Genomic DNA, 20311 nt, shown 5'->3' on the forward strand with positions numbered 1-20311 from the left:
TTTTTTCGTGATTTGCAAATTGCACGTCGGAAAATCTCCAACCTCCTCTGGACAAGTTACATCAGACCGCTCAAAACCATCGGGCGTGAAGCGATTTTTCCGATCCGAAGCCGGTGCGACGGTACTATGGGTAATATTGTCGATGCTGCTGGCGGCGGTGATCGTGCCGTGGCTCTATCGGGCGGGAACGAGTCTCGGAGAAGCGGCGGCGACGCGGGATTTGCCAGCGTTTTTCGAATGGCTGGGCAATGCCGGCGCGGGGGCGAAATACAGCCGCTATTACAGCCGTTCGCTGTCGTTTTCGGCATTGCTGTTGTTGCCGTTTCTGCTCCGCCGGATCCGCTTGGTGAAAGCCGGATCGCTGTGCGTTGACGAAGCGGCCAGCCGGTTTTCATGGAAATGCGGCTTGCTTCAAACGGCCGCGGGATTCGTGGTCGCGGGAGGCCTGTTGTGGGGGCTTGGCATGCTGCTTCATCATTGGGGTGCCTACGTGGCAAACCCGAAGACCCTGAGTTTGGGAAAGGTGATCGGATCGATTGCGATTCCGGCCATTGCCGCATCGTTGGTGGAGGAATGGTTGTTCCGGGGAGTGCTGCTCGGGCTGTGGCTCAGATTTTCAAAGCCGCAAGCGGCGTGCGTGGGGACCTCACTGTTTTTCGCGTTCATCCATTTTCTGGAGCCCCCGGCCGGCTCGGCGATCACCGATCCGGCATCGCCGCTGGCGGGGTTCGAGTTGTTGGGGAAAATCATGCTGCACTTCACGAATCCGCAGTTTTTCGTGACGGACTTCGCCACCTTGTTCGTGATCGGGATGATCCTGTCATGGGCCCGGCTGCGGACGGGGTCATTGTGGTTTCCCATCGGCTTGCATGCCGGATGGATCTTCGCATTCAAGGGCTACAACCTCCTCTACCGCGGCGTCCCTTCGCATGCGGTGCATCCTTGGGGACTTGGGGATTCGCTTCGTTCCGGACTGCTGCCGATGCTGACGCTGGCGCTAACGGTAGGCGTCTGTCGCATCGTGTTGGAGCGGTTCGACCCGAAGCGGGTCATCGCCTAACCGCGCATCACGGTGACAATGACGACCCGTTTGAATCCTGCGCGGCGGAGGATTTTAGCGCATTCATCGACGGTCGAGCCGGTGGTAAGGACGTCATCAACGAGGACGGCTCCGACGGGATTTTGGGAAATTTCCTGCTCGCCGGATTTCGTGATTTGGAATGCTCCGCGCAGGTTGGCCAGGCGTTGGGCGCGTGTGAGGGCGGTTTGATGTTCGGTCGCGCGGATGCGGTTGATGGCCTTGACCACGGGAAGTCCGGTGCGTGCGGATAGCTCCCTCGCGATTTCCTCGGCTTGGTTGAAATGGCGGTGTTGGAATCGCCGGCGATGCAGCGGCACGGGGACCAGCGGCCATTTTTCCGCCAGTGCCGGAGCCAGCCGGGAATCGGAAAATGATTCAGCAGCGAGGCGGCCGAGGTCTTTGGCGAGGTGGAGTTCGCGGGTGTATTTCAAGCGGTGGATCATGTCCAGAGTGCGGTCGTCGCGGACCATCGCCGGGCGGGCGAACTCGAAGGAAAATTTCAAATGGCTGCAGTTCGGACAGGCGAACGGGCCTTCGATTTGGCCCTCGAAAGTTTCGCCGCAGGATTGGCAAAACGGTGCTGCGAGTCTCGGCAAATCATCGTTGCATACGTCGCACAAGGCCCGACCCTCCGTCAAATCCACCCGGCAAACCGCGCAGGACGGCGGGTAGAGCAGATCCAGCGAGCGGGACACCAACCGCCGCCAGCCACGGAGTTCAGGCCGTGGTTTCGTGGGCATCGGCAGGGGTCGAGGTGAGCCGGACGACCAATCCGCCCGCGAAAATGATCCCGGCCAACGGTAGCAGGCCTTGCTGGAGAGTGGATCCGGACAATAACCACACCAGCGTATCCGGGTGGCTCACCGGCAGGGTCACGTGGGAAATAATGCCGTTGATGAAAATCCATCCGGCGTGAAGGCCGACGGGCAGGAAGAGCGATGCCGTTTCCCAGCGGGCGTAGGCGAGCATTCCCCCGAGGGCGAGCATCGGCGTGAAGCTCGCGATGACGACTTGCGGCTCGGAAAACTGCCCGGCGATTTTCCGCAGCATTTCGAAGCCGATGCCCGACGCTTCCGGATCCAAAACGTTCAAGCCCGGCGGCGGATTCAGAAAATAGACCAAGGCGAAAATGACGGCTGTCATTCCCAGGGCCCAAGCCGGACGCATCGCCCGTAGGAAGATCCCCATGGCGACGCTGCGAAAGAGGATTTCCTGGACAACAGCCAGAAGGATGGAGGTGGCGAACACCTTGAGCACGATCCTGATCATGGATTCCGTCGGAGATTTCCATTCGAAAACCCCTAGGAAAACAAGGATGGTGGCGATCAGGAAAAACAGCAGAGTCACTCCCACAAAACCCGCCACCGCCTGAAGCATCCCTTGTGGGTTTTTCTTCAATCGCTGCCCGGTGGTCCGACTCCGCGCTCCTTCGGGCAGGCGCAGAAATCCGACTTTCCCGCGTTCCGAAGCACGCCCGCCATGCAGCCACTCGACGAGAGGGAAGAACAAAACGCCGGCACTGAGCATCAGCGCCAATTTGAAAAATCCCGGGAAATGCGTCGCCCGGCATTGGTCTGCCAGCCATTTCAGCGGACCGTTCGTTTCCTTGGTCGCGGAAACTTCCGCCAGCGCCTTGCCCGCATTGTAGAGCAGCGGCGAAATCCATGCGCCCAGCAATACGAATGCGGCGACATAGAGCCACACTTTCAAGACATCGCTGAGAGCCTCGTCACGCATCGGGGACGGATCCTGCCAGCGGGTTAGATGAAATGAAAGCCCGGGATCGGTGATTTTACCTTGGTGCGGATTCGCGGGCGCTTTTAGGCTGCGGCCATGATCACCATCAAACCCGCCGGAAACATCCACAGCCAATGGGGCGAGGGCCCGGTTTGGTGGCGCGACGCGCTCTATTTCGTGGATATCGAAGGCCACCTCGTCCATCGCTACGACCCGGCGGACGGCAGCGCGAAATCCTGGGACGCGGGCGAACGCGTGGGCACCGTGGTCCCTCGCGAAAGCGGCGGATTGGTCATCGCCGGCGATCACGGACTGCATTTTCTCGACGAGGAAACCGGCCACCTCACCGCCATCGCCGATCCGGAACCGGACAAGCCGGACAACCGCTTCAACGACGGCAAATGCTCGCCCGACGGCCGGTTTTTCGCCGGAACCATCAGCCTGGTGAAGAAAACCGGCGATGCGCGGCTCTATCGACTCGACCCGGATCTGACGCTGCACGAGGCGTTCGGACCGGTGACAAATTCCAACGGCATCGTCTGGTCGGCGGACGGCGAAACGGTTTTCTACATCGATACACCGCGCAAGGAAGTGCTGGCGTTCGATTACGAGGACGGCCATTTGCGCAACATGCGCAGCGTTGTTTCCACCGCGCATCTGGATTCATCGCCAGATGGCATGACGATCGATGCCGACGGCCACCTGTGGATCGCGTTTTGCCACGGCGGCTGTGTTGTTTGTTTCGATCCTGAAACGGGAAATGAAATCCGGCGGGTCGAACTGCCTTGCTTGGAAACGACCGCCTGCGCTTTCGGCGGGCCGGATCTGGCGGATCTTTACGTGACGACCGGTGTCCACAAATCAGTCGTCGAAGAGTTCGGCGGGCGCTTGTTCATGATTTGCGGGCTGGGGGTGAAGGGGCAGCCGGCAAATGCGTTTGCGGGCTGAATTCCCGGCGTCGCAGGACATATTTTTTGACAATTTCCGGGAGCCGGAACGTTACTGTGTTATCAGGGATTCTCCCGTTGCGATTTTATGAAACTCAAACCCGTCACCGCACTCGCCGCTCTCTTTCTCATCGGAGCCGGAGGGTTCATGGCGGGCAGGGTCTCATCTTCCAATTCCGCAGCGGTAGAACACGGCCCGGGCGAGACCAAATCCTCTCGGACTTCATCGTCCTCCTTATCGTTGGAAACCGGAGTCGGAACGAAAAAATCTTCCCAGACCCGCGCCGAATCGAAGCATCAGGAGTCGTCGAAAGATCGCCTTGCCCGCTTGGAATCGATCGTCCGGGGCGAAAATCCGCTGGATCGGAACCGCGCCCTGCTGGCTTACATCGACCAGCTCGGACCCGGTGATTTCGAAGAAGCCGTCGCCTCTTTCCGCGAACTCGGCATCACCGACAGCCGGATGGGCGAATACTCGCTTCTTCTAACGGCCTGGGCGCAGGCGGATCCGACCAGCGCACTCGCCTACGCCAAGGAAAACACCCGCAACGGTTTCGCGCAGGACACCATTCTCACGACCTGGGCGACGACCGATCCCGACGCGGCGATCCGCTGGGCGCAGGCGAATTTCGAAGGCGACGGCCCGAATCCCTATCTCCCCGGGATCATCCGCGGCCTCTCCGGAACCGATCCGACCAAAGCGACCGAACTGCTCGCCAGCATGCCGCGCAGCGAAGAACGTGGCAAAGGACTCGATTTCATGCTGCCCCATTTGCTGCAACAAGGAACCGCCGCGACCCAGGCTTGGATCACCGGCATTTCCGACGAAGCCCTTCGCAACGGCGCGATGATGCGCGTGGCCGACAAGCTGGCGGAAAACGACCCGGCCGGAACCGCGGCATGGCTCATCGCCAATCCAGGCGAAGCGTCGCAGCGCCGGATGGACGACGTTTACGGGGTGTGGGCGTCCAAGGATTCGCAAGCGGCGCTGAGTTCCTTCTCATCGCTCCCCGCCGGAGACGATCGCAGCAACGCCTTGCGCGGTGTGGTCAGCAGCGTCGCGGCAGAAAATCCCAAGACGGCAGTCAGCTTGTTGGATCGTTTTCCGAACGATGTGAACGATCGTGTGGTGCAGGATGTGGTCTGGCATTCGTTTGGCAGCGATCCGGCCCTCGCCGCCACACAGATCGCGCGGATCACCGATCAAGGACAGCGTGATCAAATGTATCAGCGCACATTGAGCGCATGGATGGATCGCGACCCGACCTCGGCCCAAGCATGGATCTCGACCAATCCGATTCCGGAGTCGGTCCAGACCCGGCTGATTCGTCGGCAGGCGGAGCGCCAGGCAAGTGGTCAGTGAGGTTCCGGAAATTTCCCGCAAAACCTCATTTCTCCGGGCAACTCAAGCCGCGTTGACATCCGCAAGTTCCCCAGCCACCGTCCCGCCCATGGACACGATGAAACTTCTTCTTGGCGCCACCATCGCGCTTTTGCTGGGTGCTCTTGCGGTTTCCTGGCAAGGAATGAAAACCGGCGTGGGAAATACTTCCGCCAGCGAAATCGCCCGTCTGAAATCGCAAGTGAAGGAAATCCAGGCCGAGCAGGACAAACTCGCGATCGAGCGACAAATGCTCCAACTCCAACGCGAGCCGGTAGTCACACCCACTGCCAGCTCGAATGCTTCGGAAATCCAACAGATGAAGGAACAGATGGAAAGAATCCGCAAGCTTGAGGAAGAACGTGAGCGCGCGAAAATGGTTGATGCCGCCGAAGAAGGATTGCTCGACACGAAGAAGCTCGAAAAAGGTGATAGCGAACTCCGCCGCGCCCGCATGATCAGCGAGGCGCTTCTGATGGGCTCGGTGAAGGAATATGTCGAGGACCCGCAATATGGACCGTTCATCACCTTCGACGTCCGCATGCCCGAGCAAGTGCAGGTCGGCACGATCGTCGCCATCCGCCGCAAGACCGGCATCCTTGGCCAGTTAAAGGTTACCCAAGTGGAAGCTGATGGGGCCGTTGCCAGTCCGCTACCCGGCTTCGGCCCAATCCAGCCGCAGATCGGCGACGAACTCATCCTGCCGCCCCAATATTGAGCGTCTTGCTCTGATCACCGTTTACGGATCACTATCCACTTTTTTCATGTCCACCACCGTCGGTCTCATCTCACTCGGCTGCGCCAAGAACCTCATCGACTCGGAAGTCATGATCGGTCACCTCGCACAGGCCGGCATGTCTCTAACGCCTGACCCTGAGCTTGCGGACGTTCTCATCGTCAACACCTGCTCGTTCATCGACATGGCGAAACAGGAATCCATCGACGCCATCTTCGGTGCCGTTTCCGACCGCGCCGCCGATCCGGACCGCGCGCGCCAGAAAATCATCGTCGCCGGTTGTCTATCACAACGTTTCGCCAAGGACCTTCCGGGCATCATGCCGGAAGTGGACGCCTTCATCGGCCTTGATCAAATCACCAAGGTCGCCCCGATCATCGAGAATCTGCTAGGAAAGAAGAACGACTCCGAAGTCCAGAAAACCGAAGGCCCGTCCGCCACCGAGGACCCGCGCGATTTCGTCACGCTCAAGCCACAATACGTTCCGGACTGGTCCACTCCTCGGATGCGCCTGACACCGGACCATTTCGCCTACGTCAAGATCGCCGAGGGCTGCAACCACACCTGCACCTTCTGCATCATCCCGAAGATCCGCGGCATGCACCGTTCGCGGACGCAGGATTCGGTCGTTAGAGAAGTCGAGGCGCTGGTGAAATCCGGAGTGAAGGAAATCAACCTCATCTCCCAGGACACCACCTATTTCGGCATGGACCAGTGGGAAGGAAAACGCCCGACGCCGAACTCCCCCGTCGATTCCACCCGCGGCGAATCGCTTTCCACGCTGCTTCGCGAGATCAACAAGATCGAAGGCGATTTCTGGGTCCGGCTGTTATACACCCACCCCGCGCATTGGTCGGACGAACTCATCACCACCATCGCCGAGTGCGACAAGGTTGCGAAATACGTCGATATCCCGCTCCAGCACATTTCCGATAGAATGCTCACCGCCATGAAGCGCGTGACCAGCGGCGATTACATCCGCGACCTGCTCCGCCGCATGCGCGCCGGCATCCCGGGCCTCGGCATCCGCACCACCTTCATCGTCGGCTTCCCCGGCGAGACCGAGGACGATTTCCAAGAGCTGTTGGAGTTCATCCGCGAGTTCCGTTTCGAACGCGCCGGCGTTTTTTCCTACTCCAAGGAAGAGGGCACCCGCGCCGAGAAAATGGACGGCCACATCCACCACGCCACCCGCAAAAGCCGCTGGTCCCGCGCCATGGCCGAGCTCCAACGCATCGCAGGAGAAACCAACCAAGCGCAAGTCGGCAAAGCCGTCCGCGTGTTAGTCGAGCAACCCGGCGTCGCCCGCACCCAATGGGACGCCCCGGAAATCGACGGCTCTGTCATGGTGGATGAAAGCATCCCCGTCGGCGAATTCGCCGGCATCACCATCGGCGACTGGCGCGGCTACGACCTCGTCGCCGCGCGATAAAGAGCGCGGACACTCCTGTCCGGCAAGTCAGCGACCAGTTGGTATCCGCTCCTTCTCCACCCGCTTCCGAATCTCCGCTAGCGTTTCCTCCGCTCTCTTTCGCACGAGCTTGGAAGGATCGTTCACCGCCAACTCACGCAGTCGAGGAATCGCCTTGTCGACAAATATCGGAATCATCTTCTCATATTGGTATTCCGTCAGGGGGTGGGAGAAGCCCGCATGCGGTCCAAGCCTTGATGTGATGGCGAGCAATTCGATGGCGTTGATCCTGTAATTCTCGTTGGGGCTATCCAAATAGGGAATAAGCACAGCAAGGCCTGCTTCGCCCATTTTTGCGATAGGAGTCAGAGATGCGGTTGCGCCCGGCCGGTCGTGCGCCTCGAACCATTTCAACAAAACGGGGATCGCTGGTTCATATCTACTCTCTCCCAAAAGATCAGTGAAGCTCGATAGCGCCTCCTTTTCAGTCTGAGTCAGTTCAGCCTCCCGGGAAGCGGTACCCCTGACATATGAAAGATAGATCGGGCACAGCGACTCGAGATGAGCATCGGGGATGTTGCCGCAGAATGGGCGGGATCCAATGATGCTGAGCAAAGTTTCCCTTTGCAACCAATCATCCAAGCCCATCGAGATGAACCCACAGTATTCTTCCGGCGTCGTCACATACGAAAGCGCCTCCAATGCGCATTGAACTTTCTGTCTGGTGTGGCGACCGCGTACATAGGTCATCAGCGGCTTCTTCAGAACTCCCGGCTGAAGCGCCTTTCCTCCCGCAAGGGGCGGACTTACGGCGCAAGCGGCGGCCCCGATATCGCCGTCTGATTCGATGGCTTGCATTGCGAAAGCTTGCGCGGTCAGTTTTCCAATCATCCCCTCCATGGGTGCAAGTGCTGGCAAACTTAGGTATTTCAGGGTTTTGCCTTTGCCACCGCTCTCGATGCTGAATTCCGTTTCACCGGCATCCCTCAGAATTACCGGAGTTTCCCCGGATTGCTCGAAGAAATCAGTGGACCGGATCATGGCTTGTACGGCTCCAAGCTCTTCGGCTGAAAGGGTGGTTTGATATTCGAGGACAGGCGGTTCGTGCCTCTGCCATGAAACCGTCGCATCCCCAGTCTGCGAAATTACCACGCGGACTTGCTTATAGGGCGAATGTCCACCCTGCCACTGATAGGTGAGCAGGGGTTTTTCCTGTGCGCCCACGCCGCCTGCAAGCATCACTCCAAGGAGAAAGGCTGGATAAGGTGTGTGTTTCATGGTTCCGGAATCACATTTCTCTGAATGGCTTTACCCTTCCATCTGGTTCGCTACCTAACCATGACTCGCGGAAAGAGAAATCCTTGAAATGATCTTATCCCGTCTGAAAGCGAAGAGCGAGCATTCCTTCATCGCGCCGGCGAAACGAAAGATCTCCGGATCGTTGTCATGGAGGGGAAAATTGTAATCAGCCAGGTGTCGGCCCGCACCCAGTGGGACGCCCCGGAAATCGACGGCTCTGTCATGGTGGATGAAAGCATCCCCGTCGGTGAGTTCGCCGACATCACCATCGGCGACTGGCGAGGCTACGACCTCGTCGCGGCTCGGTGATCTCATTGGGGGACTTCAGACCATGATGTCCGCACATTTCGTGGCCCGTTCCGCAATGGCATCAGTTAGTTTCTCAAGAAACGGGGAATCGTGCGTCTCTGCCACGAGGTCTTTGGTGGCCTGCAATGACTCCAAAACCGTTTGGACCAAGGTGTGCACGTAAGCTTCCACCCATCCTGAAGTCAGGTCCGCTTCCAGCGCCCATTTTCTCCAATGCGCGGCATCGATCTCGTGAAGCCGGTAGCTGCCGCCGATCTTCATCGCGAGTTTCACCTTGGTGGAACTCGGATCACGCTGATAGGGCAGGAACGAAGCAAGGTCATAGAACGGAGCCAACCGCAGAAAGCTCCCGTGACCGTGAAGGAGCGAGTAGTTTTTCGAGTGCGCGTCTGTGCCGGCGATGACCCAGTTGAACGCCAGCGCCATGACGAATCGGGCGATGTCATCGGATGAATCATCTGAAAATTCTCTCAGGAGTTTCACAATTTCAGCAGCGGACGGTCCGCCGTCAGCCTGATATTTCTGATTCGGATATCGCCCGTTGGCTTGGCAGGTATCCTCCTGATGGATGCGCAGGATGTTTCCCTCGCCATCGGTGACCCGATCATAGCGTTTCACGCAGAGAATCTTTTTGCCGGCGATGTCGAGGATGTGACTTTCCGCCCGAATGAGTCCGGATTTGGCCGCCAGTTGGAGGCAGAAGTGCTCGTTCAGGGCATGGTGATCGAATTCTTCCAACTCCGGTTTGAGGATATGTGTCGAAGGAATGCGTCCTCCCGGCACATGCCACCGCCCGTCCTTCAGATGGAGCGCGTCTTTTGTCTGTGCGCCAGCAAGACTGAACCGGCCTTCGATCTGGGTGGGAATGGCGCGCGCTTGGGCGCTCAGGTCCACCATCCGCTTTTCAAGATCTTCCTCGGAGAGCGGTGTTAGAGTGTCCAGTTCTCCGGATAGAATCCGCTCCAAACGCTCCGGACGCACGAACTGCAATGCTCCGGCACAATCCTCTCCCACATGCTTGATGACATCGAACGGGTTCCTCGGAGAAATCTGAAAACGTTTTCCCCAAGCCTCAATCACGGTCGAATTGTCCGGCAGAAGTCCCTGCAAAAACGGACGGATGAAATCATCGGCATGAACCATCCGGGCCAGTGGCAGGGAAAGCGAAATAGGGAAACCTTCGCTGTCGAACTGCCATGATCCTTCGTAAGTGAGCGAAATCGCATCCTTTTTCCGATCGTACCCCAGAGTCCCGACCAACGTGCTTCCATGCAGGATGTGAAGCGAATCCATCATGGCTTCAGCACTCCTTCCGGAAACGGGTTGCTACGCAGGAGTCCGGCATCCAGCGAAATATCCAGCGCCCGCAGCGTTTTCAGAACCTTGCCCAGCTCGACAGTTTCCTTGCCCTTCTCAAACTGCCCGATCCACAAGCGGCTGACCCCGGCCTTCTCCGCCAACTCACTCTGCGACCACCCGCGCTGCTTTCGCTGATCCCGGACCAATTCCCCGAATGTGCTGACCGTTTTGATTCGCATCAACCGTGAGCTAGCATTGGATGCGTTCGGATGCAATGCTCGATTTGCATACGTCCGATTGCTTTGGCGTTTTTGAATATGTTCGCTTACAGCAGTAGGAACTGGGAATCCCAGGAATTCACGGCTCCTTCGTCGTGATAGTCCATCGATTCACAACATCCGCTTGACATACCTTGATCAACAAGGCATATAGCTACTATGCCTGCCCGCGAACTGATCGCCGCCACCACCCGCCCGCTGCTTCTCGGCATTCTTGCCGAGGGTGAAAACTACGGTTACGCGCTGATCCAGCGAGTGAAGGAACTCTCCAACGGCAAGCTCGAATGGACTGAGGGAATGCTCTATCCGGTGCTGCACCGGCTCGAACGCGAGGGTTTGATCACAGCCGAGTGGAAGGACGGCGACACGAGCCGCAAACGCAAATACTACCGCCTCACCCAGCCCGGAAAAAAAGCGGCAACCTTTGAACGCGAGGAATGGCTTTCCGTCCATCAAACCCTCGACGCGCTGTGGAACCCTGCCAGCGCATGATCTCTTCTGAATCTCACACCAATCGTCCGATGAACGCACCTTTCCACCTCGATCAAGCCATCGCCCGCTGGCGCACCGAACTCAACGAATCCGGTTCCATCGGTACTTCCGATCTCGCCGAACTCGAGTCGCATCTCCGCGACGCATTTGACGAACTCCGCATGCAAGCGCTCACCGAGGACGAAGCCTTTCACCTCGCCCGTCGAAGGCTGGGTGGTGCCGAAATGATCGAAGAGTTTGCCAAGATCGATCCCGATGCCGTGTGGGCCGAGCGGGCGCGGTGGATGATTTTCGGTGTGCTTGTTTCGCAAGTCTTCTGGAACGGCACCAGGATGTTTACGACCTTCGCCGCGATCGTGGCCGCGATGTCCACCAGAAGCTTGGGTTGGAGTGACCTGGTGTGCACCTGTGCTTATTATATGGTCTCATTCATGGCGATGGGCTTGTTTGTCTGGGTTGTCCTCCGGCTTGTTCGCGGAAACTGGCGTTTGGGAAATTCCAGAAAGGTTTCGTTCTTCCTGAACCCTGCGGTTCTCGCCGGCATGATCTGTCTGACGTCTTTTCTCAACAGCATGGCAAACATCTTCATGGTCCGCAGCCTTGGAGTCGGCGTCTATGCCGGCCAGAACCAGATCTGGGCCTACATCGGGTTCGGAATGCTTACTGCCATACCCGTGATTCTGGCGGCGGCCCTCAGAGCGGCACAGCGCAGGGCATGCGCGGGGTCCTGACTTCAGCGATTCCCATCAGACGAAGCATCCCAAGCCGCGGATTCATCCCCGGGCTTGTTTGATCGCGGTGCGGAACGCCTCGGCCGTTTCCCCGACGAACTCCGGCAGCAGGATCTGATAGTGGGTACCGGGGATTTTCTGATAGGAAAGTCCGCCGCTCACGACGTGCCGCCATGAGGAGCCGCCGTGGCAATCTCCGTCCTCGCTCAGGATGATGTGGGCGGACCCGGAATAAGGCCGGACCTTGTAGGCGGAGGTGAGGGCGTGGTAGTAGTCTTGGAAGCCGGGAATCTGCGGGGCGTTGCCTTCATTCACTGGTGGAGGGGTGACCACGACGGGCTCGGCATGGTTCTGGACAAACCATTCGCGGAGTGTCCGCAGACGATTCCGGCAGTAACCAAGCCGCTGCCGGTTAGGCATGGTCCACCAGTGCTTGAGATGGTGCACTAACCGCCCGCGGAGGTAGGCGGAATAGATGGGCGAGGGAAAGCTGCCGATGGGGTCGCTGTCAGCCATGGCCAGCAAGGCGACTTTCTGGCCTATGAGATCAAGCTGCCTGGCGACTTCGAATGCGATCAGCCCGCCGAGCGAATAGCCGCCGAGGAAATAGGGACCTTCCGGTTGGAACGAGCGGATTTCACGAACATAGTGGGTGGCCATTTCCTCCACGGAAACGTGTCGCGCTGATTTCCCATCCAGCCCGACGGCCTGGATGCCATAGACGGGTTGATCCGGAGCTAACAGATGTGCCAGCCCTACGAATCCGTATACGTCACCGCCCCAGCCGTGGACGAGAAACAGCGGCGGCTTGGAGCCGAGTGGCTGAAGCGGTACGAGTGAACTCCAGGCTGGCAGCCACTTGTCTTCGGTAAGCCGCAGGGCGAGATCGCGGATGGTGGGCGATTGGAACAGCGCGGCGATGGGCAGCTTGCTTCCGAAGCGTTTCCCGATTTCCGCGACCAGTTGGGCGGCTTGCAGCGAGTGGCCGCCGAGATCGAAAAAATCGTCGTCCACGCGGATGGATTCGCGCTGGAAAAGCCGCTGCCAGATGCGGACGAGTTCAAGCTCTAGCAGATCCTTCGGCGGTTCGATGGGCTCGGAGGCGGATGTTAGTTCGGTGGCGGGTGGCGGGAGATTCCGTCGGTCAAGTTTGCCGTTAGGCAGTAATTGAAACCGATCGAGCACCACGAACGCGGACGGTGCCATGTATTTCGGCAGGAGTTCGCGCATGGAGTCCCGCAGTTCGCTGGTGGAAAGATCCGCGCCGGCCTCCAGGGTCACGTAGCCGACGAGCGAGAGGTGGTCGGGCATGTCATCGCGTTTGACGACCACGGCTTCGCGAATGGCGGGAATGCCGCGGAGGGCGGTTTCGATTTCTCCCAGCTCGACCCGAAATCCGCGGATCTTTACCTGGGTGTCGATTCGTCCGAGAAACTCGATGGTCCCGTCCGGCCGCCAGCGCGCGAGATCACCGGTTCGATAGAGCCTGCTTCCGGGAGTGAAGGGATCCGCAATGAAGCGTTCGGCAGTTAGGTCGGGTTGGTTGAGATACCCGCAGGCCACGCCGTCGCCGCCGGCATACAGTTCGCCCGCCGAACCTAACGGCAGCGGCTTCAGATTTTCATCCAGAATGTAAACGCGGGTGTTGGAAACCGGCCGGCCGATGGGGACGGAAGGGGTCAATTCGTTTTCATCGCGGATGGTGTGGCAGCAGGTGAAGGTGGTGTTTTCCGTGGGGCCGTAACCATTGATGATGCGGCAGCCCGGCAGTTCGCGAAGTGCCTTGGCGACATGCTTCGGGCGAAGGACGTCTCCCCCCGCAAGCAGTTGGCGCAGGGGTTTCAGGCCATCGATTTGTTCATCGACCATCAGGTGGAACAAGCCCGCGGTCAGCCACAGTGTGGTAACGCCATGCTGATGGATCGCCGAACTGATCTCGTGCAATGACGGTTGGCCGGGCGGCATGATCGCAAGCGTGCCGCCGTTGAGCAGAGCTCCCCAGATTTCGAAGGTGGAGGCGTCGAATGAAAGCGGCGAGTGATGCAGAAGCGTTTCGCCGGAGTTTAGGGAAACGTAGTTGGCACCCGTGACCAATCGAACCACACCGCGATGGGGAACGATGACGCCCTTGGGCCGGCCTGTGGAGCCGGAAGTATAGCTCACGTAAGCGGGAAGTTCGGCTTGAGTCGGGGATATCGGCAGGTTGGGCGGGCCAGAGGGCGGGGCGGAAAGGGTTTCCACCAGCGCGACATGGGCCAGCGCTGAAAAGAGTTCCGCGGAGTTGTGATTCGCGATCACGCATCGGGGGCGGGCATCCGCGACGAGGTCCCTCATCCGGTCTTCCGGGAGGTTTTCCTCGGGCGCCCAGTAAACGGCACCTGCCTTGAGAATGCCCAGAAGTCCGGCGATCCGATCGAACGAACGCTCCACGCTGATCCCGACCAAGCTGCCGGGAGTGACTCCGAGACCGCGCAGATTTTCCGCGATGTGATCCGCCTGCTGGTTCAGTTCCCGGTAGGTCATCCGCCGGTCACCCGTCACAAGCGCCACATCGTCAGGCGCAAGCGCTGCCTGTTCTTCGAAAATCCCGTGGATGCATTTGTCCCGCGGGTAGTCCGTCTCCGTCCGGTTCCACCCGACCTGCAAGGCATGCTGTTCTGCATCCGTTAGGTTTGCGGGGTCCGCCCCGGCTCGCAATGCGTCTGGGATCAAAATTCTATCAGCGATACTGGCCATTCCGGGCTGGAGTTGTTTTGACTCACTTTCATTTTTTCCGGGGGGCGGACGAGTTCAATAAACTGATAGATCGTGAATCCCGAAAATTCGGGAGCAGTGGTGAAGGCGGGAAATGAACGCGCGGTTGAAGCCGATTTCTATCAGCCAGCACTGGTGGCGTCAAACCAAAACCAAGCCTTACAATTGTGTGGGGTAATGCATTAGCCTGGCGTAGGGCGATACCCTACATGATTTCCCGCTATTCCGCGAGGGCGGGCACAACGAGTGTCGGCACGGTGGCTTTGCGGACCATGCCTTCGGCGACGCTACCTAACAGCAGCGAGGCGATCACGCCGTGGCCGTGCGAACCGAGAACGACGAAGTCGGCACCGCTTTCCTTCACATGGTCGAGCAGCGCGTGGAGCGGGCTGCCTTCGGCGAGCTTCGAGGTGGCGGCGGGGAGATCGGCGCGGACGGTGGTGAGGAGGTCCTCGAGCTTGCGGGCGGCGCGGCGTTTCGCTTCTTCCTGAAACGCGTTCATCGCGGGGAATTCGTCCGGGGTGAATCCGTAGGCGGTGTAGCTCGGCTCCGGTTCGATCACATGGAACAACCGAAGATCCGCCCCGAAGGATTTCGCCAGACGGGTGGCCATTTCGAGAACTCCGTGTGTGGCATTTGAGAAATCGACTGCGACGACTATCGTTTTCATGGTTTCTTCAATTACCATTGCCGCCAGGGCATTGCAAAGGTTCATCAGCGGATGCGGCAAAAATGATAGGCCGCGCTCAATCGCCGTTTGGCAATTCTCCGGTTCTGTTCCACTCTCCCGCCGCCATGATCCGATTTCTCCATACCCGCATCCGTGTCCAGAGCCTCGATGCCTCCATCGCGTTTTACGAAAAACTCGGCTACTCCGAAAAGGAGCGCAAGCAATCGCCCGAAGGCAACCAACTCGCCTTCCTTGAACTCCCGGGCAACGATGTTTTTCTCGAACTCACCTGGTCGGAAAATTACAAGACCACCTGCCCGGACGACCTGATGCACACAGCGCTCGGTGTTTCCGACATCATCGAATATTGCGATACCGTCGAGAAGGCGGGTATCGAAATCTGGCCGTCCGGCTGGCGGGAGAAATTCTCCACGGGCGGTCGTAAAATGGCGTTCGTCACCGATCCTGACGGTTACGAGGTTGAAATCCTCGAGCGCTGAATTCCAACCAAAGGGGTAGAGATCTCCGGTGCCTTCTTACAACGCTCCTGCGCGTAAATGGACCGGAGATCCTTTCCCCTTATTTCCGAGCCAACACCTCGGCCACGGCACGGATCGCCTCGTCGGTGGCAAAAGCCCCGGCGGTGAGCGCGACCTTCTCGTTCGGAGCGAAATCCGTAGCCGCCAAGTCATCCGGACCGGTCACCGCGATGGCTTGTTTTCCCCGGCGCGAGGCCGTTTCCATCAAGGCCTCACAAGAGGATTCTCCCGTTTCGCCGACGACGACCACCCTGTCGCAAACCACCAGAAGGCGTTCCAGCGCCTCCTCGCGGGCAGCCATCGCCGACGAAACCGTATCCAGAAACGTCACCCGCGCATCCCTCCAGCGCAGGCGAAGTTGCTGGACCAACCACGAAACCCTACGTGGTGAGAGAGTGGTTTGGCAGACCGCGCCGAACGCCGGGGCAAACAGCAGCCGGGACGTGTCCGTCGTGTCCTCGATGATCCGCATCGCGGAATTTCCTCCGGAAATAGCCAGCGTTTCCGGGTCTTCATGGCGGCCGATCACCAAAGCCTGCGCTCCTTCCATTTTCAGCAACCCAAGGGCCACCTGCGCCCGCCGGACTTGCGGTGAGGTTAGATCCTCAAGGCCTTGACCGGATTCCTCCCATTCGCGCCGGACTCGCGCCGGGACGCCGCAATAGGGAATCACGATGGTGCGAAAGCGGAAAAAATCCTCCGGTTCGACGTTTTCGGCAATCCCGAGCGCCGCCAATTTTCCGCTGACTCCACGGTCCGGCATGAACCGACCGGCGATCCCGATTTTCCGGGATTTCGCCAAAACGGCGACGCGCCCCAGAGCGGCCCGCGCGTCGTCGTCCATCCCGAGTGCGCTCGACACCCGCACTTCCAATCCTGCGGCGGCAGGTGGCATGAATCTTCTTTCCGAAAGGGTGGATAAAACTTTGTGATGCAAAGTATTTGGGCGCGAAGCGGGGCGGAATCGGTTCATGGCTAGATGCTTTGTATTACAAAGCTAGCTGCGAGCAAGCAGATTATTTCCCGAGACCGAGAATTTGTTCGAGGATCCCGAGGTAGGCGACGAACGCGGTGCGCCCGGCAGCCGTCAGCACGTAGAGCGTCTGCGGCCGGCCGTCGCCGGTGAGCTTTTCCCCCGAAATGAACTCCGCTTTTTCCAAAGTCCGCAGGTGGGTGATGAGATTTCCATCGGACATCTCGAGCTGTGACTTGAGGTCCTGAAACGCCCAAGGCTCGGCCCGGGAAGCGAGCAGCGTCATGATCGACAGCCGTCCCTTCTCGTGAATGGTTTTGTCCAGTTGGGAAAAATCGATCATGCCGCTGCTTCTTCGCGCTTGCCGGTCGTGACGATCAACCCGCCATAGATCAAGTGAAACCCTCCGAAGGAAATGGCCATCAGCCGCGAGCTGTTCACGTGCATCAGCCATTGTTGGTCCACATGCAGAACATCCGTGACGCTCGCCAGGCTGGCGACTCCGAAAACCACGAACCCCCAACCCAGCCACACCATCGACTTCGGCGCGAACTCACGGATCGCCAGCAGCGCCAAGCCGTAGTGCACGATCCACATGCAGGCCGCCGCCACATCGTTTCCGCTCCGAACGAAAAGCAGCGCCATGAATCCACCTGCGATCAGCGAGGGAAACGCTCCGCGCAGGGCCGTCCGCAGGCCGGAGCTCCAGAATGGCCGACCTTGGTTCGACTTCATCCGATAGGACTGGAACGCATAGAAAAACAGAACTACTGCCAGCCCGCCCAACCACCAGCCAGCCCAGGCCCAACCGTGGCGGCGCTCTGAAAACCACGCCACCGCCATCGACACCGCCCCGCCGACCAGCGCAGTTTCCCCGGACAAGGCGCGGAAAATCGTGGCCCGCTCCATCATCGAGCGGATCACCCGCAACTGCTCTGCCGCTTCCTCGCGTGTCGTCATGCCTTGCTTTGCCATGCAAAGCAGGGCATTGGCAAGATGGAAAGCAACGGTTTAGCCGTCGATTGCACCGGATCGAGGTTTCTATCCGAAATGAGACCGGAGAATCGCCGTATGCGGCTTGCTCCAAGGAGAAATGTCTGATCGTATTCCAGTCTCACCCTAGCCAACCTCCTGAAAATCATCCGCCACCTACGACTGCTATCGCGCATTGGCATCGCCTTGCTGTCCTGTGTTAGTTTCTCGACCACTCACGCGGAGGAGGCCCCGCAGGTGGAGGTGAATTGCGGTGTGGTCTATTCCCTGCTCAGCCGTCCCATCTATAGCCTGTGGGCGACAAACGTGCCATCCGTGATGGGCGGATCGGAATGGGATCAGATCCTGCACCTCGTCTATGCGCCCTTCGTGGTCGTGAAAAACAACACAGGCTGGCCCCTCAAACTTGATACCGGAGGAACCGGGGTGCAACCGAAGGTAACTTTCGATCAACCAAAATTGGGACTCGAATTCAAACGCGTGGGTGATAGTCACCCCGGCTTCATCACGACTTCAGCCGTAGATTTGAACAAGATGTATGTCAATGGGGGCACGTCAAAAACCTTCTACATGAATCTCTATGGCGCTGGATCTCCACCGTCTGGTTACAAATCCCTGGCTCCGGGAGAATCCTGCATCTTCACACCCTACATTCCCGTCGGCACGACCGTTGACTCGGTGCTCGATTGGCAAAACAGCCTGACCTCCGCCCTTCTGGTGAGTCCCGGCTGGAAGGGACCGTCCAATGGCTATTGTTCCGACTATCTCACCGGGCAGGCCGCGCTCACTCCCGGGGTGAACGGAAATCTGAGGATTGTGCCGACTCGATCACAAGACGGCTGGGATGTCCGGGTCTCGACCATCGGACCGCTGAACGGATGCCGGGTCTTCCGCCACGCCCCGCCGGTGTCCGCGAATTGGCCGTCGGATCTGGGAGCCTCCAACGAGATCACGCAGTTCCCCTTCAGTTTGTCCGACAACCAGGCCCCGATCCTGACCTCCGACATGGATATTTCTTCGGTACAATCCATCGGCACTTGGATCGTGCCGCCGGTTTTTTCCGTGCTCCTGCCGCCGAAAACCCGCACCGGCTTCGTCACGGACCGAAACAGGAACAGCATGAATGACGAATGGGAGAAATTCTATTTTGACGGCATCACGCCGAATGCCAGTCAAGATCAGGACAAGGACGGATACTCCAACCTTTTCGAATACCTGGCCGGAACGTCACCGGTGGATTCGAGCGATTTCATCCGCCAATCGCTCGTGGAAACCGAGAGCGACGGCTTGCGGATCGAATGGTCGTCCGTCGCAAACCGCACCTATGTCGTCGAAACCTCCGGCAATCTGACAGATTGGACACCCTCTGCACCGATCACCGCTGCTTCCGCCACCACCAGCCAACCCGTCACCCGCCCTGCGACAGGCCCGCTGTTCGTTCGCATCCGCATCGTGCCGCCAACACAGTCTTCATGAGCTAGACCGCTTGCCATGCAAAGCCGGTCATTGGCACGATGGAAACCGTCAGCGATTCCCTCCCTAGCGGAAAATGTCAGGCGGAATCTCTACGACCTTGCCCCGTAGCTCAACAAAGTATCGATCCCCTGGCTCGGAACTCATCACCGCACCGCCGGTGAAACTTCCGAAAGCAGGGAGCACCAGCGTGTTGTTCCGAAATAGGAAACAAGGCAGTCGCAGAGATGTGCGTTTGCCATCCGGGATTTTCACGATCGGGTGCCAGTGGCCGGAAATGTGCAATCGATCGCCGTCCGCGTGGGCGGGATCGTGAAGGATCCGGAGCGTGTCACCGAGATCAAGATGGGGAAGAGGATCGAGTCCGGCGGGCAGGCGCTTGATTTTCGCATCGTGGTTTCCCATGACGAGGGTGACGGGCATTGAGATGGTTGTTAGGAAACGATCCAGCTCTTCCTCCAGCTCCGGAGTGATCCCCGCAGGCGCATGAAAAAGATCACCCGCGATGACAAGGTGGGCGGCGGCGTATTTTTCCGCAAGCGCGGTCAGCCTGGCAAGATCGCGGCCGGTATCCCCTTCCGGCACCGGCAGGCCACGCGCTCGGAACGTCGCGGACTTGCCGAGATGAACATCCGCGACGACGAGCGTGCGGGACTCGATGAGAAATACGGCACCTTCCGGCAGCAAGGAAATGGAAGGATTTTCGGGAAAAGGAAGCATTCTAACCGGCGAGTCGGGGTTGGATCTATTGGTGGTCGGGATTCCGGCTGTGGCAAATTCGAAACTTGGTTTTTTCACTTTCGGACATCGCTGCTCGTGGGCGGGTGAAATTGGCACGATCGCCACCGCCCGAAGCGACGTTTTGCAATTTTGACCCGCTTCGAATGGAAGTTCCCGAAAAATTCATGTTTCGCAAGTCACTCGTAATCAGTGATTTTTCCCAATCTTAAAAAATTGGCCCGCTCCCTGCAAAGAGAAAGCAAACTCCAAAACCACGATGAAAAAACGCAATCAATCCAACCACCACGAGACCCCAGCTCATCCTAATACGATCAACTATCTCGCGTTGATCTATGCGGTGACCCACCCCGGAACCCGTCCTGATCCCGGCAAGTATCACCGGACTTCCAAGCTCGCCGCAGCTGCAGGCTGATTTTCAAACCGGGCCCATTTTTCCGAGTTTTTTCAACTTTTCACCCGGCACCCTG

22 protein-coding genes are annotated in these 20311 nt (G+C 58.8%); 11 read left to right on the forward strand and 11 right to left on the reverse strand.

Going from position 1 to position 20311, the window contains the following annotated elements:
• The first annotated feature begins 85 nt into the window (after nucleotides 1–85).
• Nucleotides 86–1060, forward strand: coding sequence for a CPBP family intramembrane glutamic endopeptidase (locus ABIQ96_RS09375; protein WP_348214313.1), 975 nt, complete (start codon nucleotides 86–88; stop codon nucleotides 1058–1060).
• On the opposite strand, the gene ABIQ96_RS09380 is transcribed toward ABIQ96_RS09375, so the two are convergent.
• Nucleotides 1057–1821, reverse strand: a complete 765-nt coding sequence (locus tag ABIQ96_RS09380) for a ComF family protein (protein WP_348214314.1) — start codon at nucleotides 1819–1821, stop codon at nucleotides 1057–1059. The genes ABIQ96_RS09375 and ABIQ96_RS09380 overlap by 4 nt on opposite strands.
• Nucleotides 1799–2818: a CPBP family intramembrane glutamic endopeptidase gene (locus tag ABIQ96_RS09385; protein ID WP_348214315.1), complete on the reverse strand. Its 1020-nt coding sequence runs from the start codon at nucleotides 2816–2818 to the stop codon at nucleotides 1799–1801. The genes ABIQ96_RS09380 and ABIQ96_RS09385 overlap by 23 nt, the downstream gene beginning before the upstream one ends.
• Before the next feature lie 96 nt (nucleotides 2819–2914).
• Here ABIQ96_RS09385 and ABIQ96_RS09390 point away from each other — a divergent pair, with 96 nt between their 5' ends.
• The 4 genes from ABIQ96_RS09390 (at nucleotide 2915) to rimO (ending at nucleotide 7314) form a co-directional block, all read left to right on the forward strand.
• Nucleotides 2915–3766, forward strand: coding sequence for an SMP-30/gluconolactonase/LRE family protein (locus ABIQ96_RS09390; RefSeq protein WP_348214316.1), 852 nt, complete (start codon nucleotides 2915–2917; stop codon nucleotides 3764–3766).
• A gap of 87 nt (nucleotides 3767–3853) precedes the next feature.
• Nucleotides 3854–5128, forward strand: a complete 1275-nt coding sequence (locus ABIQ96_RS09395) for a hypothetical protein (RefSeq protein ID WP_348214317.1) — start codon at nucleotides 3854–3856, stop codon at nucleotides 5126–5128.
• An 88-nt stretch (nucleotides 5129–5216) separates the two neighbouring features.
• A complete protein-coding gene (locus tag ABIQ96_RS09400; RefSeq protein WP_348214318.1) occupies nucleotides 5217–5864 on the forward strand; it encodes a hypothetical protein in 648 nt (215 codons plus the stop codon).
• A 46-nt stretch (nucleotides 5865–5910) separates the two neighbouring features.
• Entirely contained in the window at nucleotides 5911–7314 is a 1404-nt protein-coding gene (gene rimO, locus ABIQ96_RS09405; protein ID WP_348214319.1) for a 30S ribosomal protein S12 methylthiotransferase RimO, read from the forward strand.
• Between the two features lie 27 nt (nucleotides 7315–7341).
• Here rimO and ABIQ96_RS09410 read toward each other — a convergent pair whose 3' ends face one another.
• The gene (locus ABIQ96_RS09410; protein WP_348214320.1) at nucleotides 7342–8571 is read right to left on the reverse strand and encodes a hypothetical protein; all 1230 of its coding nucleotides are present in this window, start codon (nucleotides 8569–8571) and stop codon (nucleotides 7342–7344) included.
• Nucleotides 8572–8739: 168 nt separating this feature from the next.
• Between ABIQ96_RS09410 and ABIQ96_RS09415 the strand changes: the two genes are divergently transcribed.
• On the forward strand, nucleotides 8740–8901 hold the full coding sequence (locus tag ABIQ96_RS09415; RefSeq protein WP_348214321.1) for a hypothetical protein: 162 nt from the start codon (nucleotides 8740–8742) through the stop codon (nucleotides 8899–8901).
• A 15-nt stretch (nucleotides 8902–8916) separates the two neighbouring features.
• Here ABIQ96_RS09415 and ABIQ96_RS09420 read toward each other — a convergent pair whose 3' ends face one another.
• The gene (locus tag ABIQ96_RS09420; protein WP_348214322.1) at nucleotides 8917–10197 is read right to left on the reverse strand and encodes a type II toxin-antitoxin system HipA family toxin; all 1281 of its coding nucleotides are present in this window, start codon (nucleotides 10195–10197) and stop codon (nucleotides 8917–8919) included.
• Nucleotides 10194–10439 (reverse strand): type II toxin-antitoxin system Y4mF family antitoxin, encoded by a 246-nt coding sequence (locus tag ABIQ96_RS09425; protein ID WP_348214323.1) that lies wholly within the window; start codon nucleotides 10437–10439, stop codon nucleotides 10194–10196. The genes ABIQ96_RS09420 and ABIQ96_RS09425 overlap by 4 nt, the downstream gene beginning before the upstream one ends.
• Nucleotides 10440–10637: 198 nt before the next feature.
• Here ABIQ96_RS09425 and ABIQ96_RS09430 point away from each other — a divergent pair, with 198 nt between their 5' ends.
• Together ABIQ96_RS09430 and ABIQ96_RS09435 are read left to right on the forward strand one after the other, a co-directional pair.
• Nucleotides 10638–10970 carry a PadR family transcriptional regulator gene (locus ABIQ96_RS09430; RefSeq protein ID WP_348214324.1) on the forward strand — a complete coding sequence of 111 codons (333 nt, stop codon included), beginning with the start codon at nucleotides 10638–10640 and terminating at the stop codon, nucleotides 10968–10970.
• Nucleotides 10971–10999: 29 nt separating this feature from the next.
• Nucleotides 11000–11701: a hypothetical protein gene (locus ABIQ96_RS09435; RefSeq protein ID WP_348214325.1), complete on the forward strand. Its 702-nt coding sequence runs from the start codon at nucleotides 11000–11002 to the stop codon at nucleotides 11699–11701.
• A 42-nt stretch (nucleotides 11702–11743) separates the two neighbouring features.
• On the opposite strand, the gene ABIQ96_RS09440 is transcribed toward ABIQ96_RS09435, so the two are convergent.
• Entirely contained in the window at nucleotides 11744–14437 is a 2694-nt protein-coding gene (locus tag ABIQ96_RS09440; protein WP_348214326.1) for an amino acid adenylation domain-containing protein, read from the reverse strand.
• 238 nt (nucleotides 14438–14675) lie between these two features.
• Entirely contained in the window at nucleotides 14676–15125 is a 450-nt protein-coding gene (locus tag ABIQ96_RS09445; RefSeq protein ID WP_348214327.1) for a universal stress protein, read from the reverse strand.
• A gap of 125 nt (nucleotides 15126–15250) precedes the next feature.
• On the opposite strand from ABIQ96_RS09445, the gene ABIQ96_RS09450 reads away from it, so the two are divergent.
• Entirely contained in the window at nucleotides 15251–15625 is a 375-nt protein-coding gene (locus ABIQ96_RS09450; RefSeq protein WP_348214328.1) for a VOC family protein, read from the forward strand.
• Between the two features lie 79 nt (nucleotides 15626–15704).
• Here ABIQ96_RS09450 and ABIQ96_RS09455 read toward each other — a convergent pair whose 3' ends face one another.
• The 3 genes from ABIQ96_RS09455 to ABIQ96_RS09465 all read right to left on the reverse strand — a co-directional run bounded on the left by ABIQ96_RS09455 (nucleotide 15705) and on the right by ABIQ96_RS09465 (nucleotide 17612).
• On the reverse strand, nucleotides 15705–16559 hold the full coding sequence (locus ABIQ96_RS09455; protein ID WP_348214329.1) for a hypothetical protein: 855 nt from the start codon (nucleotides 16557–16559) through the stop codon (nucleotides 15705–15707).
• Nucleotides 16560–16680: 121 nt separating this feature from the next.
• The gene (locus ABIQ96_RS09460) at nucleotides 16681–16980 is read right to left on the reverse strand and encodes a transcriptional regulator (RefSeq protein ID WP_348214330.1); all 300 of its coding nucleotides are present in this window, start codon (nucleotides 16978–16980) and stop codon (nucleotides 16681–16683) included.
• A complete protein-coding gene (locus tag ABIQ96_RS09465) occupies nucleotides 16977–17612 on the reverse strand; it encodes a hypothetical protein (protein ID WP_348214331.1) in 636 nt (211 codons plus the stop codon). Before ABIQ96_RS09465 ends, ABIQ96_RS09460 begins: the two co-directional genes overlap by 4 nt.
• A gap of 204 nt (nucleotides 17613–17816) precedes the next feature.
• Here ABIQ96_RS09465 and ABIQ96_RS09470 point away from each other — a divergent pair, with 204 nt between their 5' ends.
• Nucleotides 17817–19106 (forward strand): hypothetical protein, encoded by a 1290-nt coding sequence (locus ABIQ96_RS09470; RefSeq protein ID WP_348214332.1) that lies wholly within the window; start codon nucleotides 17817–17819, stop codon nucleotides 19104–19106.
• A 63-nt stretch (nucleotides 19107–19169) separates the two neighbouring features.
• On the opposite strand, the gene pdeM is transcribed toward ABIQ96_RS09470, so the two are convergent.
• The gene (gene pdeM, locus ABIQ96_RS09475) at nucleotides 19170–19901 is read right to left on the reverse strand and encodes a ligase-associated DNA damage response endonuclease PdeM (protein ID WP_348214333.1); all 732 of its coding nucleotides are present in this window, start codon (nucleotides 19899–19901) and stop codon (nucleotides 19170–19172) included.
• Nucleotides 19902–20100: 199 nt separating this feature from the next.
• Between pdeM and ABIQ96_RS09480 the strand changes: the two genes are divergently transcribed.
• On the forward strand, nucleotides 20101–20256 hold the full coding sequence (locus ABIQ96_RS09480) for a hypothetical protein (RefSeq protein WP_348214334.1): 156 nt from the start codon (nucleotides 20101–20103) through the stop codon (nucleotides 20254–20256).
• Nucleotides 20257–20311 lie beyond the last annotated feature (55 nt).

Source organism: Luteolibacter sp., assembly GCF_039920825.1.
Taxonomy (GTDB): Bacteria; Verrucomicrobiota; Verrucomicrobiia; order Verrucomicrobiales; family Akkermansiaceae; genus Luteolibacter.

Coding starts and splice junctions, on each gene's coding strand:
- ABIQ96_RS09480 (WP_348214334.1), top strand. CDS start 20,101: ATGAAAAAACGCAATCAATCCAACCACCACGAGACCCCAGCTCATCCT.
- ABIQ96_RS09425 (WP_348214323.1), bottom strand. CDS start 10,439: ATGCGAATCAAAACGGTCAGCACATTCGGGGAATTGGTCCGGGATCAG.
- ABIQ96_RS09455 (WP_348214329.1), bottom strand. CDS start 16,559: ATGCCACCTGCCGCCGCAGGATTGGAAGTGCGGGTGTCGAGCGCACTC.
- ABIQ96_RS09400 (WP_348214318.1), top strand. CDS start 5,217: ATGGACACGATGAAACTTCTTCTTGGCGCCACCATCGCGCTTTTGCTG.
- ABIQ96_RS09445 (WP_348214327.1), bottom strand. CDS start 15,125: ATGAAAACGATAGTCGTCGCAGTCGATTTCTCAAATGCCACACACGGA.
- ABIQ96_RS09395 (WP_348214317.1), top strand. CDS start 3,854: ATGAAACTCAAACCCGTCACCGCACTCGCCGCTCTCTTTCTCATCGGA.
- ABIQ96_RS09430 (WP_348214324.1), top strand. CDS start 10,638: ATGCCTGCCCGCGAACTGATCGCCGCCACCACCCGCCCGCTGCTTCTC.
- ABIQ96_RS09465 (WP_348214331.1), bottom strand. CDS start 17,612: ATGGCAAAGCAAGGCATGACGACACGCGAGGAAGCGGCAGAGCAGTTG.
- ABIQ96_RS09390 (WP_348214316.1), top strand. CDS start 2,915: ATGATCACCATCAAACCCGCCGGAAACATCCACAGCCAATGGGGCGAG.
- rimO (WP_348214319.1), top strand. CDS start 5,911: ATGTCCACCACCGTCGGTCTCATCTCACTCGGCTGCGCCAAGAACCTC.
- ABIQ96_RS09435 (WP_348214325.1), top strand. CDS start 11,000: ATGAACGCACCTTTCCACCTCGATCAAGCCATCGCCCGCTGGCGCACC.
- ABIQ96_RS09440 (WP_348214326.1), bottom strand. CDS start 14,437: ATGGCCAGTATCGCTGATAGAATTTTGATCCCAGACGCATTGCGAGCC.
- ABIQ96_RS09410 (WP_348214320.1), bottom strand. CDS start 8,571: ATGAAACACACACCTTATCCAGCCTTTCTCCTTGGAGTGATGCTTGCA.
- ABIQ96_RS09450 (WP_348214328.1), top strand. CDS start 15,251: ATGATCCGATTTCTCCATACCCGCATCCGTGTCCAGAGCCTCGATGCC.
- ABIQ96_RS09385 (WP_348214315.1), bottom strand. CDS start 2,818: ATGCGTGACGAGGCTCTCAGCGATGTCTTGAAAGTGTGGCTCTATGTC.
- ABIQ96_RS09380 (WP_348214314.1), bottom strand. CDS start 1,821: ATGCCCACGAAACCACGGCCTGAACTCCGTGGCTGGCGGCGGTTGGTG.
- ABIQ96_RS09460 (WP_348214330.1), bottom strand. CDS start 16,980: ATGATCGATTTTTCCCAACTGGACAAAACCATTCACGAGAAGGGACGG.
- ABIQ96_RS09415 (WP_348214321.1), top strand. CDS start 8,740: ATGGAGGGGAAAATTGTAATCAGCCAGGTGTCGGCCCGCACCCAGTGG.
- ABIQ96_RS09420 (WP_348214322.1), bottom strand. CDS start 10,197: ATGATGGATTCGCTTCACATCCTGCATGGAAGCACGTTGGTCGGGACT.